The organism is Faecalicatena fissicatena, from assembly GCF_016900595.1.
In the GTDB taxonomy this organism is placed as follows: Bacteria; Bacillota; Clostridia; order Lachnospirales; family Lachnospiraceae; genus Claveliimonas; species Claveliimonas intestinigallinarum.
Window position 1 is genome coordinate 65,116 of record NZ_JACLYY010000014.1, and the last position, 18,167, is coordinate 83,282.

17 protein-coding genes are annotated in these 18,167 nt (G+C 54.4%); 10 read left to right on the forward strand and 7 right to left on the reverse strand.

Annotated elements, in window-relative coordinates:
• The first annotated feature begins 56 nt into the window (after positions 1-56).
• The 7 genes from H7U36_RS12900 to H7U36_RS12930 all read left to right on the forward strand — a co-directional run bounded on the left by H7U36_RS12900 (position 57) and on the right by H7U36_RS12930 (position 9,089).
• Positions 57-755, forward strand: coding sequence for an ABC transporter ATP-binding protein (locus tag H7U36_RS12900; RefSeq protein ID WP_205156284.1), 699 nt, complete (start codon positions 57-59; stop codon positions 753-755).
• On the forward strand, positions 736-3,069 hold the full coding sequence (locus H7U36_RS12905) for an ABC transporter permease (protein ID WP_330637141.1): 2,334 nt from the start codon (positions 736-738) through the stop codon (positions 3,067-3,069). Before H7U36_RS12900 ends, H7U36_RS12905 begins: the two co-directional genes overlap by 20 nt.
• A 24-nt stretch (positions 3,070-3,093) precedes the next feature.
• On the forward strand, positions 3,094-3,765 hold the full coding sequence (locus H7U36_RS12910) for an ABC transporter ATP-binding protein (RefSeq protein WP_205156286.1): 672 nt from the start codon (positions 3,094-3,096) through the stop codon (positions 3,763-3,765).
• A gap of 15 nt (positions 3,766-3,780) precedes the next feature.
• Complete coding sequence (locus tag H7U36_RS12915) at positions 3,781-6,345, forward strand: ABC transporter permease (RefSeq protein WP_330637140.1); 2,565 nt, start codon at positions 3,781-3,783, stop codon at positions 6,343-6,345.
• Between the two features lie 208 nt (positions 6,346-6,553).
• Positions 6,554-7,969: a Y-family DNA polymerase gene (locus tag H7U36_RS12920; RefSeq protein ID WP_052084098.1), complete on the forward strand. Its 1,416-nt coding sequence runs from the start codon at positions 6,554-6,556 to the stop codon at positions 7,967-7,969.
• A complete protein-coding gene (locus H7U36_RS12925) occupies positions 7,884-8,228 on the forward strand; it encodes a YolD-like family protein (RefSeq protein WP_033126528.1) in 345 nt (114 codons plus the stop codon). Before H7U36_RS12920 ends, H7U36_RS12925 begins: the two co-directional genes overlap by 86 nt.
• 117 nt (positions 8,229-8,345) lie before the next feature.
• The gene (locus H7U36_RS12930; protein WP_207750607.1) at positions 8,346-9,089 is read left to right on the forward strand and encodes a DUF6198 family protein; all 744 of its coding nucleotides are present in this window, start codon (positions 8,346-8,348) and stop codon (positions 9,087-9,089) included.
• Positions 9,090-9,204: 115 nt separating this feature from the next.
• Here the strand turns inward: H7U36_RS12930 and H7U36_RS12935 are convergent, their stop codons facing one another.
• Together H7U36_RS12935 and H7U36_RS12940 are read right to left on the reverse strand one after the other, a co-directional pair.
• Positions 9,205-9,537 carry a DUF6465 family protein gene (locus H7U36_RS12935; protein ID WP_052084097.1) on the reverse strand — a complete coding sequence of 111 codons (333 nt, stop codon included), beginning with the start codon at positions 9,535-9,537 and terminating at the stop codon, positions 9,205-9,207.
• A gap of 124 nt (positions 9,538-9,661) precedes the next feature.
• Positions 9,662-11,068 (reverse strand): MATE family efflux transporter, encoded by a 1,407-nt coding sequence (locus H7U36_RS12940; protein WP_138303971.1) that lies wholly within the window; start codon positions 11,066-11,068, stop codon positions 9,662-9,664.
• An 82-nt stretch (positions 11,069-11,150) separates the two neighbouring features.
• Between H7U36_RS12940 and H7U36_RS12945 the strand changes: the two genes are divergently transcribed.
• Positions 11,151-11,993 carry a MerR family transcriptional regulator gene (locus tag H7U36_RS12945; protein WP_191493703.1) on the forward strand — a complete coding sequence of 281 codons (843 nt, stop codon included), beginning with the start codon at positions 11,151-11,153 and terminating at the stop codon, positions 11,991-11,993.
• A 74-nt stretch (positions 11,994-12,067) separates the two neighbouring features.
• Here H7U36_RS12945 and H7U36_RS12950 read toward each other — a convergent pair whose 3' ends face one another.
• The 5 genes from H7U36_RS12950 to H7U36_RS12970 form a co-directional block, all read right to left on the reverse strand.
• Positions 12,068-12,832, reverse strand: coding sequence for a pseudouridine-5'-phosphate glycosidase (locus H7U36_RS12950; RefSeq protein WP_138303968.1), 765 nt, complete (start codon positions 12,830-12,832; stop codon positions 12,068-12,070).
• 3 nt (positions 12,833-12,835) lie between these two features.
• Positions 12,836-13,918 carry a sugar ABC transporter substrate-binding protein gene (locus H7U36_RS12955; RefSeq protein WP_033126525.1) on the reverse strand — a complete coding sequence of 361 codons (1,083 nt, stop codon included), beginning with the start codon at positions 13,916-13,918 and terminating at the stop codon, positions 12,836-12,838.
• Between the two features lie 3 nt (positions 13,919-13,921).
• Positions 13,922-14,887, reverse strand: coding sequence for an ABC transporter permease (locus H7U36_RS12960; RefSeq protein ID WP_033126524.1), 966 nt, complete (start codon positions 14,885-14,887; stop codon positions 13,922-13,924).
• Positions 14,884-15,639, reverse strand: coding sequence for an ATP-binding cassette domain-containing protein (locus H7U36_RS12965; protein ID WP_205156287.1), 756 nt, complete (start codon positions 15,637-15,639; stop codon positions 14,884-14,886). The genes H7U36_RS12960 and H7U36_RS12965 overlap by 4 nt, the downstream gene beginning before the upstream one ends.
• 95 nt (positions 15,640-15,734) lie before the next feature.
• Positions 15,735-16,388 carry a TMEM164 family acyltransferase gene (locus H7U36_RS12970; protein ID WP_191428750.1) on the reverse strand — a complete coding sequence of 218 codons (654 nt, stop codon included), beginning with the start codon at positions 16,386-16,388 and terminating at the stop codon, positions 15,735-15,737.
• 169 nt (positions 16,389-16,557) lie between these two features.
• On the opposite strand from H7U36_RS12970, the gene H7U36_RS12975 reads away from it, so the two are divergent.
• Positions 16,558-17,457: a DMT family transporter gene (locus tag H7U36_RS12975; RefSeq protein ID WP_138303960.1), complete on the forward strand. Its 900-nt coding sequence runs from the start codon at positions 16,558-16,560 to the stop codon at positions 17,455-17,457.
• A gap of 180 nt (positions 17,458-17,637) precedes the next feature.
• Positions 17,638-18,144 carry a CarD family transcriptional regulator gene (locus H7U36_RS12980; protein WP_033126521.1) on the forward strand — a complete coding sequence of 169 codons (507 nt, stop codon included), beginning with the start codon at positions 17,638-17,640 and terminating at the stop codon, positions 18,142-18,144.
• Positions 18,145-18,167: the final 23 nt, after the last annotated feature.

Below are 18,167 nucleotides of genomic sequence, written 5' to 3' on the forward strand. Positions count from 1 at the left end.
CCCGGCATCGACAGGTACAGGAGAGAGTGAAGGGAAAGGATTTTACTATAAAGGAAATGGAAGTAATCGCGAAGACAGAGGGACTGAAAAAATATTACGGGCAGGGAGCGGGACTTGTGAAGGCGCTGGACGGCATTGACCTGGAGATCGAGAAGGGGAAATTTACCATGATCGTGGGCACCTCCGGCAGCGGCAAGACCACGTTTCTCAATCTGCTGGGAGGGCAGGACAGGCCCACAGAAGGGCGCATCTGGGTGGAAGGGACGAGGATTGACACCCTGAAGGAATCGTGGCTTGCTGTGTACCGCAGGAACAAAGTGGGATTTGTGTACCAGAATTTTAACCTGATCCCCATGCTGACGGTGGAGGAAAATATCCTGTTTCCCCTGGAGATGGGAAACGAGAGGCCGGACCGGGGCTTTTTTGAGGAGCTGGTGGAGACGCTGGGGCTTGGGGACCGGCTGTCGGCCCTGCCCGGGGAGCTGTCCGGAGGACAGCGGCAGCAGACAGCCATCGCCAGGGCTCTCATTGCCAGGCCGGCCCTTGTGCTGGCAGACGAGCCCACAGGCAACCTGGACACAAAGTCCGGCCAGAACGTATTGGGACTTTTGAAGATGATGAACCGGAAATACCGCCAGACCATCGTCATGATCACCCATGACCTGGACATTGCCCAGACGGCGGACCGGATCGTCCGCATTGAGGACGGCAGGCTTGCGGAGGGGAGGGGTGGCTATGGCGCTCCTGGCCAATGACAACCGAAAGGTCTGCCTGCGCCTGGCCCGGCGCATGATCCGGGCAGACAGGGTGCGGGCCGCTCTTTTGTCTCTGTCCGTCCTGCTGGTGACCCTCCTTTACACCCTGGTCTTTTTCACGGCGGACAGTGTCCACAGCTCTTATCTTCTCAGTGATCAGCTGGAGTACGGATCCACAAGCCACATTGTGTTTACCGGGCTGACAGAGCACCAGGCGGAGCGGATCAGCGGGCACGACAGTGTGGAGAGCAGCGTGGAGCTCCGCAGCCTGGGCACCCTGGGGGACGAGCTTCTGGAATACAGGAATATCTGTCTGGCCGCCGCGGATAAGGACTATGCCGAGACGGTGAGCGCCGTCCCCGAGGAGGGGCGTATGCCGGAGAGGATGGGAGAGATCGCCCTGGACACCATGACCCTGGACTCCTTAGGGCTGCCCCACGAGACGGGAAAGGTGATCCAGCTGAAATGGAGGGATGGGGAAGGCACAGAGCACACAGACCGGTTCACCCTCTGCGGCTTCTGGTCCGGGGAAAATGTCCACTCCGAGTCCTGCGCCTGGATCTCTGAAGAGGAGGCGTCCCGCCTTCGGGAGGAGACCGGGGCGAAGGAGAGCGTCACCCTGGGCGTCATGCTCTGGCAGCCGAAGGATCTGGATGACCGGGCAGAGGAGATCCTGGCAGATCTGGGGCTTGGGGATGTGTCCTTTACCACGAATCTCTCCTACAATTCCGCCAGGATGGACACTGCAAACGCAAGGGCAGTCAGCTATCTTCTGACGGGCCTTTTTGTGGTGGCAGGGGGCTTCCTTCTCATCTACAATATTATGACTGTATCCCTGCATGAGCGTCTGTCCCTTCTGGCGGCTATGAAGGCCCTGGGCATGACGCCGGGGCAGACGGGACTGTTTACCAGCGCTTATGCGCTGCTCCTTTGCATCCCTGCCGTTCCGGCCGGGCTGGCGCTTGGATTTGGCGTGTTTCTCTGGCTGGCCCGGGGGATTGTGGAGGGATACACGGGTATACGGCTGGAGCTGAGCCTTCTCCATCTGTGGCCGGCCCTGGCGGCAGTGCTTCTCTCCCTTTTCACTGCCTGGGCGGGCTGCTACTTTTCCACCTTCCGGATGAAGGGCTGGACGCCGGCCATGATCCAGGCCTTTCTGAACCGGGAGTACCGTGGAAAGAAGAAGAGAAGGAGAGGGCGGGTCACCGCCTGGCGGCTGGCGCTGGCCTCGCTGGGGACAGGCTGGCGGAGCTTTGCGGCAGCGATCCTGTCCCTTTTGATGGCCTCCCTCGTGCTGGGGAGTGCCTACATCCGCTATATCAGCTACGATGAGGACTACTATGCGGATGAGATGTATCTGAGCGATTACTCCTTTATCGACGCCTCCTGCGGCGGGGAGTACCAGAGATACAATGAGCAGGCCGGCAATATCACGGAAGAAATGGCGCAGAAGCTGCGCTCCTGCCCGGAGGTTACGGAGTACGGGGAATTTCTCACCCACGAGGTGGACCTGACTGCCGACGAGACGCTGCGCCGGACGGTGGTGGATTTTTACAATGGCATCGACAGCTATTACGGAGATGTGACAAGGAAAGAGTCTATGTCCGGACAGCCCGGCTGGGTGGCCGGCCTTGACGCGCTTGAGGAGACGGGGGAGTACCGGAGCGTCCTCATTGGCGCCGAGGGTCTTGTGATGGACTATGTCCTGTTCTACGATATTCTGGACGGAGAATTTGATCCGGAGAAATTTGCCACAGGGGACTATGTGATCTCTGTGGGGGCTACCTCCCAGGAGGGCTTATCCTCTGCGCCGGCGGGCTCCCAGGTGGAGATCGGAGACAGAACCTTTACGGTCATGGCTGCCGTGGCGGACTGGGGCAGCATCCCGGCGGGAAGGAACAGCAGGGCCGCAGAGTTCTCGCTGAACTATGTGATGCCGGCGGACACGCTGCAGGAGCTGTACCCGGGGACCCACATCCGGCAGATCATGGTCAACATCGATGACAGCAAAGCAGACCGGTTTGAGGAGAGGACAGCCGACATCCGCCGGGACGAGGGAGTGACTGTGGAGCGAAAAAGCGATGAGCTTGGAGAGTTCCGGCAGTCCGTGGCATCGGCGGTGTCGGTGGGGGTGTTCGCGGGAGCGCTCCTCTTTGGCATCAGCATCCTGGGATTTGTGAATGTGATCATGACAAAGGTGTTGACCAGGAGGAGGGAATTTGCCCTGTACCAGAGCCTTGGCATGGAGAAGAGGCAGATCCGGCGGATGGTGCTGTACGAAGGACTCATAGAGGGGGCGGTGAGTCTTGTTTAAGCAAGACAGCAGGAGGTAGAAAAAATGGATGCGATCTTAAAGGCAGCAGGGCTGAAGAAATATTACGGAAAGGGGGAGGCCCTCGTCAAAGCCCTGGACGGCGTGGACCTGGAGATCGAGCGGGGAAAATTCACCGCCATCATCGGCACGTCCGGCTCCGGCAAGTCCACCCTTTTAAATATGCTGGGCGGTCTGGATACGCCCACGGAGGGGAGTATCCGCATCGGCGGTACGGAGCTGGCAGAGCTTGACAGCGAGGCGGCCACCATTTTCAGGAGGAAGCAGATCGGCTTCATTTTCCAGAACTACAATCTGGTTCCCGTGCTGAGCGTGTGGGAGAATATCATCCTCCCCATCTCCCTGGACGGGCGCAGGCCGGACAAGAAATTTATCATGGAGATCGTAAAGCTTCTGGGCCTTGCGAAGAAGCTGGACAATCTGCCGAACAACCTGTCCGGCGGCCAGCAGCAGCGGGTAGCCATTGCCAGAGCTCTGGCCAGCAAGCCCTCCATCATCCTGGCAGATGAGCCGACAGGCAACCTGGACACGAGGACAAGTGATGATGTGATCGGTCTTCTTAAGACCACCAGCCAGGAGTTTCACCAGACCATCGTCATGATCACCCACAACCCGGAAATTGCCCGCATGGCGGACCGTGTCATCCGTATTGAAGACGGCCGCATCGTGTCACAGTAAAGGGGGTGCTTTGCTGTGAGAGGAAGATTTCAACCCATCAAGACGCTAAGTAGCCGTCTTTTCAGAAAAAATAAGGGCCGTAATGTGGTGGCTGTGCTGGCCATCCTCATGACCACGCTCATGTTCACCACTCTGTTCACGCTGGCTCAGAGCATGAGCAAAAATATGGTGGAGATGACCTTCCGCCAGACAGGCTACGATGCCCAGGCCTCCTTTAAGAGCATTACGGGCGAGGAGGCGGCCCTGATCGGCGCCCACCCGGACGTGAGGGAGGTGGGAGAGAGCATTGTGCTGGGAGTGGCGGAAAACAGAGAGCTTAAGGGACATCAGACCGAGATCCGCTGGGGGGACGATTCTTACGCCGCCCACTCCTTTGCCTGGCCCACTGCCGGCCGGATGCCGGAGGCAGAAGACGAGCTGGCGGTGGACACCACTGTGCTGGATTACCTGGGAATTCCCCATGAGCTGGGGCAGCAGGTGACTCTTGAGTGGCGGACAGATCTGAACAGCCAGGAGACGACAGCCTCCACTTTCACCCTCTGCGGCTACTGGGAGGGAAATGCCTCCAGCTACGCCAGCATGGCATGGGTATCCAGGGCCTTTGCGGATCAGATGACGGGAGGCGCCGACGGGCCGGTGTCAGAGGGACAGATTCTCGGTACCCACATGGCGCAGGTGAGCCTTTACAGTGACAGGAACATTGAGGAGACCTTGGATGGTATCCTGGCAGACACAGGCCTGATCGGGCTGGAGTACGGGGTAAACCTGGCCTACTCGCCGGAGATGGGGGCTGCGGCCTTTTCAGAGAGCCTTCCCATGTACCTGGGGATGATCCTTGTCTTTGTGGCGGGCTATCTCATTATCTACAACATTTTCCAGATCAGCGTCACCGCGGATGTGCAGTTCTACGGCAAGCTGAAGACCCTGGGTATGACGAAAAAGCAGCTCCGCAGGCTGATCTACGGACAGGCAAACAGGCTCTGCCTCATCGGCATCCCCATCGGCCTGGTCCTGGGCTGGGGACTCGGTTTTCTCCTTGTCCCCACCCTCCTTGGCATGCTGGAGGGGGAGAGCGTGGTCTCGGTAAGCCCGGTGATCTTCCTCGGATCCGCCCTCTTTGCCTGGGTCACAGTCCTGATCTCCTGCCTGCGCCCGGCCCGCCTTGCGGGGAAGGTGTCTCCTGTGGAGGCGCTGCGGGCCTGTGACGCGCCGGATAAGACGAAGAGGATGGCAAAGAAGCGGGGCAGCGCCTCCCTCCGCGAGATGGCCTGGGCCAACCTGGGGCGGAACAAGAAGCGGACGGCCCTGGTGGTCTGCTCCCTGTCCCTGGGACTTGTACTGCTGAGCTGCTTTTACGCCAAGAACGCAGCCTTTGATATGGAGAAATATCTCTCCGGCCTGACTATCGCTGATTTTGAGCTCTCCGACGCCTCCAGCGAGGACTACACAGGAGGCTACGATCCCCAGGGCTCCACGCTGAACCAGGAGCTTGTAAGCCAGGTGGAGCAGGCGGACGGAGTGGAGGAGACCGGCCACGCCTGGTCCCACCAGTTTATCTGGCAGATGGACGATGGGACAGCCGCCAATCTGGCTGCCTACTACAATGAGGACATTCTGGCTGACTGGGCCAGCTACGATGCCCAGGGGGCCCAGGATGCGGAGAACTCTATCAAAGAAAAGCAGGCCATAGTCACCCTGTTCGGACTGGATGGGATTCCACTGGAGGCGATGACAGACGAGGATCACATCCTGGCAGGATCCTTTGACCCGGAGGCCTTTGCCACAGGAGAGTATGCCCTGGCCGTGTCCACTGCGTCCATCTCCAAAGAGGAGGCAAAAGGAGGGAAGACTCTGCCCGCTGCCTCTGTCGGCCAGACGGTGGAGCTGGAGGGGAGGACCTACCAGGTGATGGCAGTGGTGCTGCCGGATAGCTCCGTCGTGGACGGGGCTCTGGAGGCGGGAGAGAACACAGGTCTTGAGCTGGAGTATGTGATCCCTTCCGACTCCTTCCGGGAGCTGTATCCGGATAACACGATGCGCAGGCTCTACGTCAATGTGAAGGAGGGCCAGGTGGATGCCATGCAGGAGCTGCTGGACGGGTACACCGCCTCTGTGGACAGGACGCTTCCCGTCACCTCCCGCCAGACTATGGCGCAGCAGTACGAGGAGGAGACCAGATCCTCCGCGGTCATGGGAAACGCCATCAGCGTCATCATCGCCCTGGTGGGCGTGCTGAACTTTGCCAACTCCATGATCACGGCCATCGTCTCCAGGAAGAGGGAGTTTGCCGTGATCCAGAGCGTGGGCATGACGAAGCGGCAGCTCCGCCGGATGCTTGTGTATGAGGGACTGTACTATGCAGGGCTGACCCTTCTTACCTCCTGGATTGTCAGCGCCCTGGCAGTGGGCATTGGCGTGCGGGCTGTGACGGCGGCGGACGACTTTTCCACCTTCCGCTTTACGCTGCTTCCCCTGGGCGTGTGCACCCCGCTGATCCTCATCCTGGCGGTTCTCATCCCCTGCCTGTGCTTCCTGAACCTGGAGAAGCAGAGCGTGGTGGAGAGACTGCGGATGGAATAGGAAACACTGCGCCGAAGGACGAGGCCGTTTCGACGAAATGGCCTCGTCCTTTTTTGCATGTACAAATTTTGGGGGAGATTGGAAAGCCGAGTACAGATTTCCATGACCCAAATCTTCCTGTCAAAAATCCCCAGTTGAAAATCCTCCCCGCTCCTGCTATAATCAAGAAAAGAACATATGTTCGAAAAAATAAAAAGGAGGATTTCATATGGAGAACACTGTTCAAAATGTTACCAGCAGAAAGCAGAAGACATATGTGTGCATAGATCTGAAGTCCTTCTACGCTTCCGTGGAGTGCCGGGAGAGGGGACTGGATCCCATGACCACCAACCTGGTGGTGGCTGATCCTGAGAGGACCGACAAGACCATCTGTCTGGCTGTGTCCCCGGCCATGAAAGCGCTGGGAGTGCCGGGCAGGTGCAGAGTGTTTGAGATCCCCAAGGGGATCAGCTATATCATGGCGCCGCCCCGGATGCAGCTCTATATTGACCGCTCGGCAGAGATATACGGCATTTATCTGAAATATATTGCGAAAGAGGACATCCATGTCTACAGCATCGACGAGGTGTTCATGGATGTGACCCGGTATCTGCACATGTATGGGATGAGCGGACGGGAGCTGGGCGTTAGGATTATGGAGGATGTGTATGACACCACAGGCATCACCGCCTCTGTGGGGATAGGAACCAACCTCTATCTGGCCAAGATCGCCATGGACATCACGGCAAAGCACTCCGAGGGGCATGTGGGGGAGCTGAACGAGGAGAGCTACAAAAGACAGCTCTGGCGACACAGGCCGCTGACGGACTTCTGGAGAATCGGGAGCGGGATACAGCGGCGCCTGGCCCAGTCCGGCCTGACGACTATGGAGGAGGTGGCCCATGCGGACGAGGGGCTGCTCTACCGCCTGTTCGGCGTTGACGCGGAGCTCCTCATCGATCACGCCTGGGGCAGGGAGACCACTACGATGGAGGATATCAAGGCCTACAGGCCCAGATCCAGCTCTGTCTCCAACGGGCAGGTGCTGCCCCGGGACTACAGCTTTGAGGAGGGCAGACTGGCGGCCAGAGAGATGGCGGATCTTCTCAGCCTGGAGCTGGTGGAGAAGGGGCTTGTAACAGACTCTGTGACCCTTCATGTGGGGTACAGCGGAAGGATAGAAAGAAAGGCTGCTCACGGCACAGAGCCCATGACCTTGACGACCAGCTCTTCCCGCCAGCTCATGGCCTGCACGGCCCGGCTTTACGACAGGATCGTGGACCGCCGCACGCCGGTGAGAAGGATTAGTGTCACGTACAATCATGTGGTGGACGAAGCCTGGAGGCAGTACGACCTGTTTACGGATCCGGAAGAGCTGGACCGGGAGCTGCGGATGCAGAGGGCACTTCTGGAGATCAAGGGAAAATATGGGAAAAATGCAGTTGTCAGAGGCATGGATCTGCAGGAGGGGGCGACGACTATGGAGAGAAACCGCCAGATCGGAGGACACAGGAGCGGAGGAGAAACGTGGAGCCGATTACAGAAGGGGGAAAGCGAAAATGGCGTACAGAAACGGGCGGGGCGGGATGAGCCGCCAGGACAGAGCAAAGCAGTTTATGCCCTTCGCAGCCCTGAAGGGCTATGAGGAGGCGCTCAGAAAAAAGGAAAAGATCACAGTGCCCAAGGCAGAGCTCTCTGAGGAGCGGGGAGAGGAACTGGACCGCGCGCTCAGGCAGATCAGGAAAAATGACATGGTGACAGTCATCTACTTTTGCGAGGGGGAATATCTGAAGGTGACGGGGATGGTGTCGAGGATAGACGGCACAGCCCGGCTGCTGAAGGTTGTGGACACAAAAATCCCCTTTGAGGATCTGTATGAGGTGAGCGTCCAAAGCTATGTGTGAAAATGTGGAAATTCTTCCGGAAAAAGAGTTTTTCGGGAAGTTCCGGGAAATGGATTTGACAGATTTTTCAAAAATCCTTAGAATAATATAACGGAGCAGAAAGTGGGAGGGATTTACTTGAGAAAAATCAACAGAAGCACCTTGTTCCGTGTGTTTTTCTATCTTCTTGGACTTCTTGTCCTGGCGCTGGGACTTACGCTGAATACGAAGACCGGCCTGGGCGTATCGCCTATCATATCTGTGGCTTACAGTATTTCTGTCATCTCCGGACACAATTTTGGAAATATGACGCTTGCCCTGTACAGCATTTTTGTTGTCATCCAGATCTGCCTGCACCTGATCCGCAGCAAGAGAGCGGCCGGTGAGGAGGGGGCTGTCCTTGCCCATGCAAACAGGATGGACAGAAAGCTGACGGTGCTCATGGATCTGCTGCAGATACCGCTGAGCCTTGTGTTTACCAGGTTCCTGAATGTGTTCTCGGCGGTGATTCCCAACCTGTATGGAGAGGGGAAGGACACACCGGGACAGATGGTCCTGCGGATCCTGTTTCTTGTGGTCGCCATTGTGCTGACCGGGATCGGGGCGGCCATGTCGCTGAACATGCGCATTATTCCCAATCCGGGCGATGGCATTGTACAGGCTATAGCGGACTGTATCCGCAAAAGCGTGGGCTTTACAAAAAATTGCTTTGATCTGACCAATATTGCCATCACTACCACGGTGAGCTTTGTCTTTGCGGGACATCTGGTGGGGATTGGAATAGGGACGATTCTGGCTATGAGCGGAGTGGGAAGGACCATCGCTGTGTTCAATCATTTTACATACGACAGGATGATACGGCTTTCCGGTGTGGAGGTGTAAAGCGTTTCCATTCCGGGGAAGAAGGCCTGTGAAGCGAAGAATAGGTCTGCAAAAACACTCCCGGCAGATGCCGCCTTTTGCGCATCTGTCGGGAGTGTTCTTTTTCATAAGGAATTTACAGAGCAATTTTTCCTGTTGTTTCGTCGTTGATCACATAGTAGGCTGCCATTTCCTCCGGCTTCAGATACACGTTGATAGTCTTCATATCCTCTGCCTTTTTTCCCATGTCCTTTGTCCAGATATCTTTGACCTTTGCAAGAATATCGTCAGTGCTGCACTCTGTTCCGAGATACTGGAGAAATATCTGTGTCTTCAGCTCGGCCTTTGGCGCCTCGGGTGCGTCCTTTAAGACGCCGGCCCTTGTCTCGATAGCCTTGGTGGTGTCCTTTGTTGTGACAATCGATTTGGTTGCCTGAGCTGTATGTGATGTTCTGTTATTCTTTTTCATGACTGATTACCTCCTTAGATCACATATCGCATGTAAGCAGGGTGGATTTCTCTCTGCTACGAAATGTATTATAACGCTTTTTTTTGAAAAGGTCAAAATCGCAGCAGCCTCTGTGCGCAAGCCTCTATGCCCGCTGCCTTTGCCCGGAGGACAGGCGCCGGCTGGTGTCAAGGAGAAACAGGATGCACATCAGAAAGGAGGCGGCCCCGGCCAGCACCGGGGACAGCCAGATACCGTCCAGGCCCAGAAGCCTGGGCAGGACACAGAGAAAGAGGACAGGGAACAGGAGGGTCTGTCCCGCGGCAGTCACAAGGGAGAAGACAGGCCGGTTCAGAGCAGTGAAAAAGGAGCCGGACAAAATGGCGCACCATGTAAAGAGGTAGGACAGGGAAAAGATCCGCATGCCCCTGACGCTCATGCTGAGCAGTTCCCCGTCACCCTTTGCGAAGAGGCCGATCAGCGCTTCTCCGCCGATCTGCATGAAAGTGAGCACCAACAGTGCCAGCAGCAGCCCGGCAGCCTGGACCCGCCTCTCTATGGCCCAGATCCTTGCAGGGCTTCCTGCCCCGTAATTGTAGCTGATGGCCGGCTGCAGGGCATCGCCCATACCAAAAAGCAATGCCTTTACTACGCTGTCCACGTACATGATAATGCTGAAGGCCGCCACTGCCATGTATCCCCCGACAGACAGGAGGGCGGCGTTGAAGATGATCATGCACACAGAGCCGGAGATATTGTTGAAGAACTCTGAGCTTCCGTTGGCCACGATATTTCCTACCAGCCTGAGCCCGACCCATTCCCGCGTGAAGCAAAGTGGCAGCTTTCCCGCGAAAAACGGGAGAAAGCAGATGATGTTTCCGCACATCAGGCTGAGGCAGGAGGCCAGGGCGGCAGCTTCGATCCCCCAGCCGAAGACGCCGATGAAAAGCCAGTCCAGCACAATATTTGCCAGCGACATGCCCACGTTCATAGCCATGCTGTAGTGGACCCTCCCACAGATCCGCAGGTAATTGTCCACGGCGAAAAAGTGCATGATAAGGACGGAGAAGGCCGCATAGACACGCATGTACTTCACTGCCAGGTCAGCCACTTCCCCGGTGGCCCCCAGCAGCTGCACAAGCGGGTAGGAAAACAGCCAGGCCAGTGTCCCCATTATAAGAGCAGAGATGAGGATCAGAAGGCAGGCAGTGGAAAAGATGCGCCCTGCCATTTTTCCGTCCTTTTTTCCAAGCCAGATGGCAATCTGGACAGAAGAACCAACGGCTACCATGTCCGAGAAGGCAAAGCTCATCATGATCAGAGGCATAACCAGATTGATGGCAGCCAGCGCCTCAGCGCCGATGTAGTAGCCCACAAAGATCCCGTCAGCGATGGTGTACAGCGATACCACAGCCATACTGATCATGTTGGGGATGGCGCACCGGAAGAAGAGTCTGGTGGGAGACATTCCGTCAAACATCCGGTTATGGCTGTCCTGTACGCCGGCAGTATGAGTATCTGTCTTCAATGTAGTATGCGTATCTGTTTTCATAGATGGTTGTTCTCCTCAACAAGGAATGGTAAACTATAGGGTAACACAATAGTCAAGAGAAAACGGAGAGGAGTATCTGAGGATGAATACAGAACAGCTTCTGACAACGGGACAGTTTGCGTCTCTGTGCGGCACTACAAAAGAGACGCTTTTCCATTACGACAGGATTGGTATATTGAAGCCCGACCGTGTGGGAAACAATGGCTATCGGTACTATACGGCCGTTCAGTTCTATGACTTTGATCTGATCCAGACTATGAAATACACCGGCAGTTCCCTGGAGGATATACGGAAATGTATTCGCAATTTTGACACGGGATATTTCCTGGAGATGTTCAGGGAAAAGCAGCGCAGGATCAAAGAAGAGCAAAAGAAGCTGGAGGAGCTCTCAGGCTTTATGCAGGAGCTGGTGCAGATCACGGAGGAGGCGCTGGATGCCCGGTACGGTGTACCCCGGACAGAGCGGGACGGGGAAGAGCATCTGCTGGTTACTGATTTTGGGTACAGGGAGTGGGACAGCAGCAACGCTCCGGCCAGACTTTTGGGCGAGCATATCCGGAAATGTGAGGCTTGCGGCATCCGAAATCACGCCTTTGTGGGATCCATCATTTTGCGGGAAACGCTGGAGAAGAAGGAGATGAAAGAAAGCTTTCTCTTTACAAAGATACCGGAAAATATATGGGCAGATGAATGGTGCAAAAGAGAGGATGTGAGGAGAAAGCCTGCAGGGACTTTCGCATCCGTCATGCATAAAGGACCCTACAATTCATTTGGAAAAAGTATTGAGAAGCTGATGAAATTCATAGAGAGAGAAAGTTTGAAAATCGCGGGGGACTGCTATGTGTACGATATGATCAGCTACATTGCGGGAGCCGGGGAGGAGGACTATGTAGTGAAGATCAAGGTGCCGGTGAAAACAGTGTGATAACAGAAGAGGGCCATACCGCTGTAAGGTCTGAAGAGCGGTATGGCCCTGTGTCAGTTTTGCCTTTTTACGTTTTAAGGAAGCTTTTTGGCAGCACGGGCATTTTCAATCAGAGAAGCCAGCTGAATTATGGAAGAATACCCATTTGTAAGTTCATCGATGCGCCTGTTGGCAGCAGGGTGATAGGCTCTTCCTTCTGCGGCTGCCTGGTGTCCTGCCTGGATGGCCTTCGTCAGTATTTCTCGGTCAGTGATCCTGTCAGATACAGGGATCTCATTGATGAGAAGAAGCGGGGCTGCAACGGGAAGACTCAGGTCAAATGACTCAAGAGGAAGAGGACTGCCTTTAAAAACGTAACCGGTACAGGAGCTTGTGTTGATTCCTTTTACGGAAACGCCATGCTTCCGGAGCCAGGAAAAAGTGGCCGCCCTGTCCAGCATGTCCTTTGGGCCTGTTGAAATCAGGATGACGGGTATCGTCTCGAGTGCCGGGAGATCCGGACAGAGTTCTTCCCCTTCCACATCGCCAATGCCGCCCATACCGGCAGTGACTGCCATAGGTATATCCAGTTCACGGCACACAGCCATGGTGGCAGAAGCCGTGAAAGCTCCGGACAATCCCTGTGATTTTGCACTCTCCAGAGAAGTACAGTCAATGCGTGCCATCCGCTCAGGATGTTCCCGCAGCTTCAGATAATCTTCTATAGTGCCTGTCTTTACTGTGCCATTTTCAAGATAAGCAAGATTTGCCTCCTTAAACGGCCATTGCTTTTTTATGTATTCATTGGACAGTGATGACAGGCCGTGAGTCAAAAGGGCAGTTTCGATCAGATGTTTCATGGTTTATTTCCATCCGTCCATGTCTGCCACATTGTCCTGTGTCACCAGTGTCAGAGGAAGATACAGGGGCTTGTCATAGCTGCCGCCCTGTGCCAGGTTCATAGCCATGGAGATAGCAGCTTTCGTGTAGATGGCGCTTGAATAGGTCATGGAGCCCATCATAGTGCCATCCTCGATAGCGGCTTTCGCGTCTGAGGTGTAGTCCACGCCGTATACCAGTACATCGCTGTTGCCCAGCTCTGTCAGAGCCTGTACAGCTGCCAGAGCAAGATTGTCATTGCAGGCAAAGATTGCCTTTACATCCGGATTGGCTGTCATAATGTCGCGGGTTGCCTCGTAGGCTGTATCTGTATCCCAGTTGCAATCCTGGCTCGCTACTACCTCGATGCCGTCGTTCTGTGCAAATACATCCTCAGCGCCTTTGACACGTCCCTCACTCTGTGCAGCGCCTGCCATGCCTTCCAGAATGGCTACCTGGCCTTTGCCGTCAAGCCTTTTCACGATATCTTCCGCTACCATTTTTCCCTGATCCTCAAAATTGACAGTGATCTTGGCATCCAGATGCCCGCCGGCCTCCTCCAGAGCCGCCTCATCTACGCCGGGACCAAGGTTGATGACTTTGATACCCTTCTCATTGGCGGCCACGATGCCGGGGATCAGATTAGTGCCGTTGATGGGGGAGAGGATGATCACGTCGAAATCCATGGACACCATAGTATTTAGTGCGTCCAGCTGACCCTCGGCGTCATCTTCGGCAGAAGCCTCGTATACTTCTATGTCAAGATCTGCGTCTGCGGCAGCTTCTTCGTAGCGTGTCTTCATAGTGGCCCAGAATTCATTGGAAGTAGAGCTGATCAGAATACCAACTTTTTCACCGGCGCTTTTTTCCGGAACTTCTCCGAGCTGACTGTCCATCTCGGCCTCTACATCGGCCAGTATCTGATCCACGACGCTGGAGGAGGTTTCTTCTGTCTCGGTGGTCTGCGCCTTATCTGTGTCCTCTGTGCTGCTGTCTGTGCCGGAGCATCCGACAAGCAGAGACATGGCCAGCACTGCTGCCAATAAGATACTAAGTAGTTTTTTCATTAGTCATTCTCCTTTTCTTGTGTATTTTTGTTTTGTATTTTTAATCCTGATCCCTGATACGAGGACAGAGACCAGCAATAAAAATCCGGTGATCCACTGCTGGTAATCTGAGGAAATGCTCATAAGTGTAAGACCGTTTCGAATGATGCCCAGAATGATAACGGCCAGCATAGTGCCGCTGATGCGGGATTTCCCTCCTGTGATAGGCGTGCCGCCCATCGCAACAGCAGTGATGGCGTCCAGCTCCATATCCATACCTGCATTGGGCTCGGCAGAATTAAGTCTGGCCGTGATGATGACAGCTGTAATAGCCGCTGCCAGTCCCATGACAGCCTGTACGGAAATGCGGTATCCAGCTATGCCTATACCGCATTTTTGAAGAGCCTCCGGATTACTCCCGAGCGTTCTGATATAGCTGCCCCATCTTGTGCAGTTCAGGACAACAGCGGCTGCCAGTGTCAGGATGACTGCGATCCACACAGAGATCTGAATTCCTGCCAGTCTGCCTGTTCCGATTGTCATAAAAGCCGCTCCAAACCGTGTGATAGGACGGCCGCCTGTAATAATCAGTGAAATGCCGCGGAGCATACCGCTCATAGCCAGTGTGATGATAAAGAAACTGATTTTTGTGTAGTGGATGAGCAGCCCGTTTAGAACGCCTGCAGCTATTCCGGTCAGCAGTCCGGCCGCTACAGACAGGGGAATTCCTGCCCCTGCATGGAGCATCCAAGCGGTGATGACACCTGCAAGTGAGACAGTGGAGCCAGCTGACAGATCCATGACGCCGGACGCCATGATAAAGGTCATCCCTACGGCCATGATGAGACGGTAGCCACAGGAGTCTGCAATATTGATCAGATTTGAAGGAGTTAGAAAGTATTCGCTTTTTATGGTCAGAAACCCACCTATTACAACAATTACGATCAAAAGAAATAGCTGCTGACTGTTTTTCTCAATATATTTTGTCATTGCTCAAGCTCCATTTCTTCCTTTACAATCCGATCATGCAGCTTTTGGGGGCTGCTTTCGGCTGTGGAAAATGTGTCTACAAAACATCCTTTATCCAGAACTGCGATGCGGTCCGCAATATCAAATACCTGAAACAGATTATGGCTGATGAGAAGAATGGTTCTCCCCTCATCCTTTAATCTTTGAAAGAGATCCATGGTATGCTGAGTCTCCTTCATACCCATAGCAGAAGTAGGCTCATCAAAAATCAAAATCTGCCTGTCCATGTCAATGGCTCTTGCGATGGCGATAGCCTGCCGCTGTCCACCGGACATACTGCCTACAGGGAGCTCCATGTCCGGAATGTCAATTGCCAGAGCCTGGAAAAGTGCGGCAGCTTTTTCCCTCATTTTTTTTCTGTTGAGAAAAACGCCAAAATGAATATCCTCTCTTCCAAGAAAAATGTTTTCATAGGCGTTCTTCAGATTGTCCAGTGCCAGATCCTGATAGACAGTCCCGATGTTCCCTTCATATATGGCCTGATGGTTCGTGAGAGAAGGATAGGTCCTGCCATTGATGGTAATCTCCCCGGAGTCGGGCTTCAGGCAGCCGGAAATGATTTTGGCAAGGGTACTCTTGCCAGAGCCATTATCCCCCACAATAGCAGTCACCTTGCCCCTGGGGGCAGAAAAGGAGGCTCCTCTCAAGGCCTGCACATGCCCAAAGGATTTATAGATGTTGTTTATGATTAAAAGGGGAGTTTCAGTTTCCATAGCAAGTCTCCTGATTTGATTTCGGTCTAAATCTATTGTACGTCTAGGTGGTTTTGTGGTCAAATTGATGACATCTATAATTATATTTATAATATCTATAAGACAGAATGATTGGGATTTTCTATAGATTTTAGAACAAAGCTTCGCCAGCCCAGATGAAAGACAGCTGCGCCTGCGACAGTGGCGCCGATATAGATGAAGATACCCGCAGTGTCTCCCAGGACGGCGGCGATCTCCGAGAACACCTTCTGGGTCATGGGATAGTCCGGGTTGATGTAGAACATATTGATGGTGCCATATTGGTCGCAAAGCAGATTGATCCCTGTGGCGACCAGGCAGCAGGCGAGATAGAGGCAGGCGCTCCCGGCATAATTTTTCCACCCGACGGCCAGGCGGTCTGAGAGAGCTGCGGCAATGCCCAGCAGGATGAGAAAGATATGCCAGGCAAAGGAGTGGATGGTGAGGGGAAGATACCCATAGTGCATGCCGCTGGTGTCAAAGAAGGCAAAGACGCCGCCCAGCATGCCGAAATCCACGAGAAAGGCGGTGAGGATCTGACGGAGGCGCCGGCTACGGGCCCAGGGCAGGAGCAGGCAGACGTACATGGGGATGCTGCAGAGCTGGAAGGGAAAATACCACCAGTTGTAGCTGACGCCGCCGATCAGGAAGGTCAGGGTGTACTGCTTCCACAGCTCCGACGCCAGCATCAGGATACCCGATATTAAGAAAAAACGTCTGAACTTCCACATAGGCTCCTCCTGATTCTCTGCCGCTGCAAGGGATCTTGCGTTTTAGGCCCCGCATTTTCTTTAGTATACACCATTTCAAAAAAATCATGAATATGTTATACTGAACAAGTTGTTGTATACAGAAAAATCAGACAGAAGAAAACTCAGACAGAGGAATGAAGGAGAATATATGAGGAGAAAAAACGCGTGTATGCTGTTTCTGACAGCGTTTATCTGGGGAACCGCCTTTGTCGCCCAGAGCGTGGGAATGGACTACCTGGGCCCCTTCGGGTTTAACGGCATCCGATCCCTCATCGGCGGCGTGGCGCTTCTCCCCTGCATCTATATCCTGGAGAAGATCAACAAAAGGACAGCCGGGGAAGAGGGGAGCACAAAGACCCTGATTGCGGGAGGACTCTGCTGCGGATTGGCCCTGTTCGCGGCCAGCAGTATGCAGCAGATCGGCATCCAGTACACCACGGCGGGGAAGGCAGGGTTTGTGACCGCCTTCTACATCGTCCTGGTGCCGGTGCTCGGCATGTTTCTGGGGAAGAAGACCGGATGGAAGGTGTGGCTGGCGGTGGCAATGGCCCTTGCGGGACTTTACTTTCTGTGTATCACAGAGTCCTTCAGTGTGGGGAGGGGCGACATCTATGTGTTCATAGGCTCCCTGCTGTTCGCTGTTCATATCCTGATTATCGACTATTTCGCGCCCAGAACAGATGGAGTGAAAATGTCCTGCATCCAGTTCTTTGTGGCAGGCATCCTGTCCATGTTTCCCATGGCTGCCTTTGAGACCACTACAGTGGAGGGAGCCCTGCGCAGCTGGGGCCCGCTCCTGTATGCGGGTGTTCTGTCCTGCGGTGTGGCCTATACCCTGCAGATCATTGGACAGAAGAATATGAATCCCACTGTGGCCTCGCTGATCCTGAGCCTGGAGTCCTGCATTTCTGTGCTGGCCGGCTGGGTGATCCTGGGAGAGCGTCTGTCCGTGAGGGAGGGGCTGGGATGTGTCCTGATGTTTGCGGCGATCATACTGGCGCAGCTTCCGGAAAAAATGGGTAAAAATAGACAACCATCGACGCTGTAATGCTCGCAAAAATGCTGAAAATAAAATATTTTCTGGAAAAGCCTTACGCAAAAATGATTTGTCTGATAAAATAGTATAAAGACAGAGATGAAAATCCGTCTACCACATCTGTGGATAGGCGGATTTTTATGTAACGGTATTTTGGGAATACTATTTAATATGAAAGAAAGGAGAATGGGAATGTTTGAGACAGGAGCGTATATTGTCTGCGGGCAGCACGGCGTGTGCAGAGTGGAGAGTATAGGTCCGATCCGCCTGGAGGAAGCGTCCGCCGGAAAGGATTACTATACACTGTCACCTCTGTACTCAAAAGGAGGCGTGATCTACGTGCCGGCAGACAGTGAGAAGATCATTATGCGGTATGTGATCTCCAGGCAGGAAGCGGAGCAGCTCATTGGCGAGATTGACGGGATGGATATGATCCCTATCGATAATGAACGGCAGAGAGAAGAAACCTTAAAAAAGGCGCTGAGAACCTGCGACACGAGGCAGTGGGTGCGGGTGATCAAGACGATCAATGTCCGCAGGGAAAAGAGACTGGCCCAGGGGAAAAAAGTGACCGCAGGTGATGAACGCTGCCTGCACGCGGCCCAGGAAAACCTTTTCGGTGAGCTCGCTGTTTCGCTGGGGATTGAAAAAAACGAGGTTGAGTCCTATATACGAAAGAAGAGAGAGAAACACAAATAAAGAGAGTATTGACATTTCCCTCC